Source organism: Synergistaceae bacterium (genome assembly GCA_017444345.1).
Lineage (GTDB): Bacteria > Synergistota > Synergistia > Synergistales > Aminobacteriaceae > JAFUXM01.
Window position 1 is genome coordinate 1 of record JAFSWW010000070.1, and the last position, 4,921, is coordinate 4,921.

5 protein-coding genes are annotated in these 4,921 nt (G+C 40.3%); all 5 read left to right on the top strand.

Translation table 11 applies throughout. The annotated features are described in order from the left end of the window. On the top strand, nucleotides 1-360 hold a 360-nt coding region (locus tag IJS99_04875; GenBank protein MBQ7561149.1), incomplete at its 5' end, for an ABC transporter permease. 22 nt (nucleotides 361-382) lie between these two features. Next, nucleotides 383-1,285: an ABC transporter permease gene (locus IJS99_04880; GenBank protein MBQ7561150.1), complete on the top strand. Its 903-nt coding sequence runs from the start codon at nucleotides 383-385 to the stop codon at nucleotides 1,283-1,285. A gap of 169 nt (nucleotides 1,286-1,454) precedes the next feature. Continuing rightward, nucleotides 1,455-2,345: an ABC transporter ATP-binding protein gene (locus tag IJS99_04885; GenBank protein MBQ7561151.1), complete on the top strand. Its 891-nt coding sequence runs from the start codon at nucleotides 1,455-1,457 to the stop codon at nucleotides 2,343-2,345. Between the two features lie 3 nt (nucleotides 2,346-2,348). Beyond that, nucleotides 2,349-3,290 carry an ATP-binding cassette domain-containing protein gene (locus IJS99_04890; GenBank protein ID MBQ7561152.1) on the top strand — a complete coding sequence of 314 codons (942 nt, stop codon included), beginning with the start codon at nucleotides 2,349-2,351 and terminating at the stop codon, nucleotides 3,288-3,290. Continuing rightward, nucleotides 3,269-4,867 (top strand): peptide ABC transporter substrate-binding protein, encoded by a 1,599-nt coding sequence (locus IJS99_04895; GenBank protein ID MBQ7561153.1) that lies wholly within the window; start codon nucleotides 3,269-3,271, stop codon nucleotides 4,865-4,867. Before IJS99_04890 ends, IJS99_04895 begins: the two co-directional genes overlap by 22 nt. Nucleotides 4,868-4,921: the final 54 nt, after the last annotated feature.

Sequence of the window (4,921 nt, forward strand, 5' to 3'; positions counted from 1 at the left end):
ATTTCTCGTTTAGTTCGTTCGAGCATGTTGGAAATTTTGACTCAGGACTATATAAGAACGGCATATTCTAAAGGTTTGAGCGAGTTTGCTATAATTTATATTCACGCTTTAAAGAATGCAATTATCCCCGTCATAACCTATTTAGGGCCGTTGACTGCTGGAATCTTAACGGGGAGTTTTGTAGTTGAACAAGTTTTCGGAGTTCCGGGACTCGGCACATTCTTTGTAACAAGCATAAATAATAGAGATTACACGACAATAATGGGAGTTACTATATTTTATAGTGCGCTGTTAGTATTCTTTAATTTGATTGCTGATTGCTGCCTAGCTTTGATAGATCCCAGAATCAAATTACAATAATAAATAGTGAGGGAATATTAACATGTATGATTTTACGCCTCTTACACTTGAAGAGAGAACGAGCGCTGAGACTCTAAGGCCTTCTCTTACTTACTGGCAGGACGTTTGGCAGAGACTCAAGAAAGATAGACTCGCTTTATTCGGCCTGATAGTGATTCTTGTTATGTTGACGCTTGCAATTTTCGGGCCTTATTTCTCAAGCTATGATTATGACACTACAAATTTTTTCGCTACGAATGAGCCGCCGAGCTTAAATCATTTATTAGGGACTGACATGTTAGGGCGTGATTTATTTGTTAGGATTCTTTACGGTGCAAGAATTTCTCTCGCTGTGGGAATCTTAGCAAGTTTCATAAATTTATTTATCGGAGTAATTTACGGGGGGATTTCGGGATTTTCCGGCGGAAAAGTTGATAATTTCATGATGGGAGTTGTTGATGTGCTTTACAGCGTGCCCGTTATGATTTATGTAATTTTATTGATGGTAGTAGTCGGCCCCGGCTTGAAAAGTATATTTATAACGCTGGGAATTTCTTACTGGGCACCGATGGCGCGAATCGTACGGGCTGAAGTGTTGAGACTCAAGAATGAAGAATTTATTTTGTCAGCTCGTGTGTTAGGAGCTTCACCGTCAAGAATTTTGCTGCGTCACTTGATACCTAATGCGATGGGGCCGATTCTTGTAACTCTTACATTTTCGATTCCGGGGGCGATTTTCACGGAGGCATTCTTGAGCTTTGTCGGCTTAGGAGTGTCTGCACCTATGGCGAGTCTTGGAATGCTTTGTAATGACGGTATAGGCGCATTAATGGTATATCCGACACAATTATTCTTCCCGGCGGCTGTGATTTCGATAATGATACTTGCATTTAACTTTTTAGGCGATGGCTTGAGAGACGCTCTTGATCCGAAATTAAGAAAGTGATTTAGAGTGAAAAATTTTGCCTAACATGTTTTGATTTTCACGGAGCAGGCGGGTGAGCGGGTAGGAGTAGAATAAAGCATGAATTTGCATATATAACAAAGGGGAGTGATTTAATTTGAGCGAAAATATTTTAACAGTTGAAGATTTGCACACGTCATTTTTTACCTCAATGGGAGAAATTAAGGCCGTCAATGGAGTATCTTTTACTCTTAAGCGCGGGGAAGTTCTCGGAATTGCGGGCGAGTCTGGCAGCGGAAAGAGTGCGGCAATGTTATCTATAATGGGTCTGAATAAAATCAAGTCAGGCTCTATAATATTCAACGATAAAAATATAAGCAATTATAATATAAATCAAATTCGGGGCAAAAATATTTCTATGATATTTCAGGATCCTATGACGAGTCTAAATCCGGTTTTGACAATCGGCTATCAAATGCGGGAATCTCTCAAGCGTCATAAATGGCAGGGCGATATAAATTTGCGGGTCCTCGAAATGCTCGAAAAAGTAGGAATATCTCCGGCCAAGAAAAGAATCTCGCAATATCCTCACGAGTTCAGCGGCGGGCAGCGTCAAAGAATCATGATAGCAACGGCCTTACTTTGTGAACCTGATTTATTAATCGCTGATGAGCCTACTACTGCGCTTGATGTAACTGTTCAGGCTCAAATTTTGAAGTTGATTAAAGATTTACAGAAAGAGTCTCACATGTCAGTAATATTAATAACTCATGATTTAGGAATAATCGCGGGCGAATCTGACAGAGTCTTAATCATGTACGGCGGGCATATTTTAGAACAGGGAACGAGAAGAGAAATTTTTTACACGCCCTCACACCCTTATACTCAGGGATTATTACGTTCTGTGCCTAATCCTGATAATATCAAGCAAAAATTAATTCCCATTGAAGGCCAGCCCCCTGACCTGTTAAACCCTCCTAAAGGCTGCCCATATGTCAAGAGATGTGATAAAGCAATGCGCTTGTGTCTTGAAAAATATCCGGTTATGAATTCTTTAACTGATACTCATAAATATAATTGCTGGCTGGGAGTGAAAAGGTAAAAAATGAGCGCGTTACTTGAAATTAATGATCTCACTAAATATTTTAACGGCAATATCAGGGCACTTAATAGAGTTTCATTTTATGTGAATAGGGGCGAGACACTCGGACTAGTAGGCGAGTCTGGCTGCGGCAAAACTACTTTAGCACGTACTATCATAAAATTATATGAGCCTGATTCGGGGCAAATTATTTATAACGGTCAGGATATTACGCGCCTAAATTCTAAACAAATGCTCCCATTCAGGAAAAAATTACAAATGATATTTCAAGATCCCTATGCTTCACTAAATCCAAGAATGACAGCCGACGATATTATTCGGGAATCAATGATAATTCACGGAGTTCCTAAAGATGAGCAGTCAGACCGAGTAAATGAATTATTGCGGCTCGTAGGACTTAATAGCGCGCAGTCAAGCCGTTATCCCCATGAGTTCAGCGGAGGGCAGCGTCAAAGAATCGGCATAGCTAGGGCATTAGCTGTAGAACCTGAATTTATTATCTGTGATGAGCCTATTTCTGCTCTTGACGTGTCTATACAGGCTCAAATTGTAAATATGCTTCAGGACTTGCAAAATAAAATGGGACTGACTTATTTATTTATCGCTCATGATTTATCAATGGTAAGGCACATAAGCTCGCGAGTCGCAGTAATGTATCTCGGTCAAATCTTAGAAATTGCAGACAGTAACGAATTATATTCACACCCCCTGCATCCTTATACAATATCGCTATTGTCTTCTATTCCTGTGCCTGATCCCGACAAATCAGACCAGCGCAAAATTTTATCTCTTAAGGGCGAAATTCCCAGCGCGTTAAATATTCCCACGGGCTGCAGCTTTCACACGAGATGTCCTAGAGCAAGGCCGGAATGCAGGACTATTAACGCAATTTTAAGCGAGAAAGGAGCGAATCATTTATGTTCATGTCCATTTGTAGAAAGCTAAAAATTTGTATAATTATAATATTAATTTTTGCCGGAATTGCAAGCGCGGGGACTCGTGAAATAATTTATAATATGGGCGTTGATCCGAGAACTATAGACCCGTTTTTAAATTATGCTCTTGACGGTGGAATTGTAGACGTAAATATTTTTGAGGGACTTGTTAGAATGGGCTTTAATGGCAAAATAGAACCTGCCTGTGCTGAAAGCTGGGATGTATCACCGGACGGGCTGACATGGAAATTTTATTTGCGTGATAATTTAAAGTGGTCGGACGGCGAGAAATTAACAGCTCAAAATTTTAAGGACGGCTTTATGCATTTAATAAATCCTAAGACGGCCTCACCATATGTTAATTATGGATTCTTTATCAAGAACGCGGAAAAATTTTATAAGGGTCAGGCAAAATCTGAAGAAGTCGGACTCTATGCTCCTAACGAGAAAACTTTTATTATTAATCTCGAATATAAGAATCCTTTAATGCTTTATTACATGGAATTCCAGACTTTTACGCCCGCAAGAATGGACATAATAAGCAGGAATCCCAGAGGCTGGGCAGCTAAACCTGAGACTCTTATATCAAACGGGGCATTTACTCTCTCAAAATGGAAACACGGGAGCGGCGGAGAAATTATTTTACTCAAGAATAATAATTACTGGGACTCTGAAAATGTGAAAATTGACAGATTGCGCTTTGTCTTCATAGGGGACACTAACACAGCACTAGCAGCCTTCAAAGCAGGGAAGATTGATTATATAAGCTCAATACCGGCTCGAATTCTGCCCGCGTTATTGAAATCAGGTGAGGCAAAATCACTCCCGGCACTTGCTACAGGTTTTATTGATTTTAACTCTGCTCACAAACCTTTTGACGATTCAAGAGTCAGACTCGCATTTACACTTGCAATAGACAGAAGTATCATAACCGATAAACTTTTGAAGAGTGGCGAGAAACCGGCAACCGGGCTAGTAAGTTATTTAGTACCGGGCTTGACTGATTCGCAGGATTTCAGGACGGAAGGGGGCGCGTTTTTGCCAGTGAGTGCAGATATTGAACAGGCTAGAAAACTTTTATCTGAAGCAGGTTATCCAAACGGTGAAAATTTTCCGGAAGTGTCATTAAAATATAGCGGCAAACCGGGCGTTAATATGCTCGCTGAAGTCCTGCAAAACATGTGGAAGGAAGTTTTAGGCGTAAATGTTGCTTTATTAAATGAAGAATGGAAAGTATATCTTAAGTCAATACAGGACGGAGATTTTGATATGGGCGTGCATAACTGGGTGCTTGACTTCCCTGACGCGTCGAATATCTTAGAAATTTATAAATCTGACTCGCCTCAAAATACTATTGGCTGGAGTAATTCAGAATTTGACGATTTAATGCGAAAATCAGCCCTCGAAATGGATCGGTTAAAACGTATAAATTATTTACACGAGGCCGAAAAAATTTTAATGCGTGAAATGCCTTCATTACCGTTATATTTCCTGTCATTTCCTGAGATGAAGAGTAAACGCGTTAAAAATATATATCAAGTTCCGACCGGGATTATATTATTCAGAATGGCCGAGATTGTAGAGTAATAGCGTGTTTTTTCCGCCGCCGACGGGGTGGGCGGGTGGGAGGAGGCGGCGGAA

What these genes read in the sequence shown, in the direction of transcription:
- IJS99_04880 (MBQ7561150.1), top strand. Translation starts at nt 383, where the DNA reads ATGTATGATTTTACGCCTCTTACACTTGAAGAGAGAACGAGCGCTGAG.
- IJS99_04890 (MBQ7561152.1), top strand. Translation starts at nt 2,349, where the DNA reads ATGAGCGCGTTACTTGAAATTAATGATCTCACTAAATATTTTAACGGC.
- IJS99_04885 (MBQ7561151.1), top strand. Translation starts at nt 1,455, where the DNA reads ATGGGAGAAATTAAGGCCGTCAATGGAGTATCTTTTACTCTTAAGCGC.
- IJS99_04895 (MBQ7561153.1), top strand. Translation starts at nt 3,269, where the DNA reads ATGTCCATTTGTAGAAAGCTAAAAATTTGTATAATTATAATATTAATT.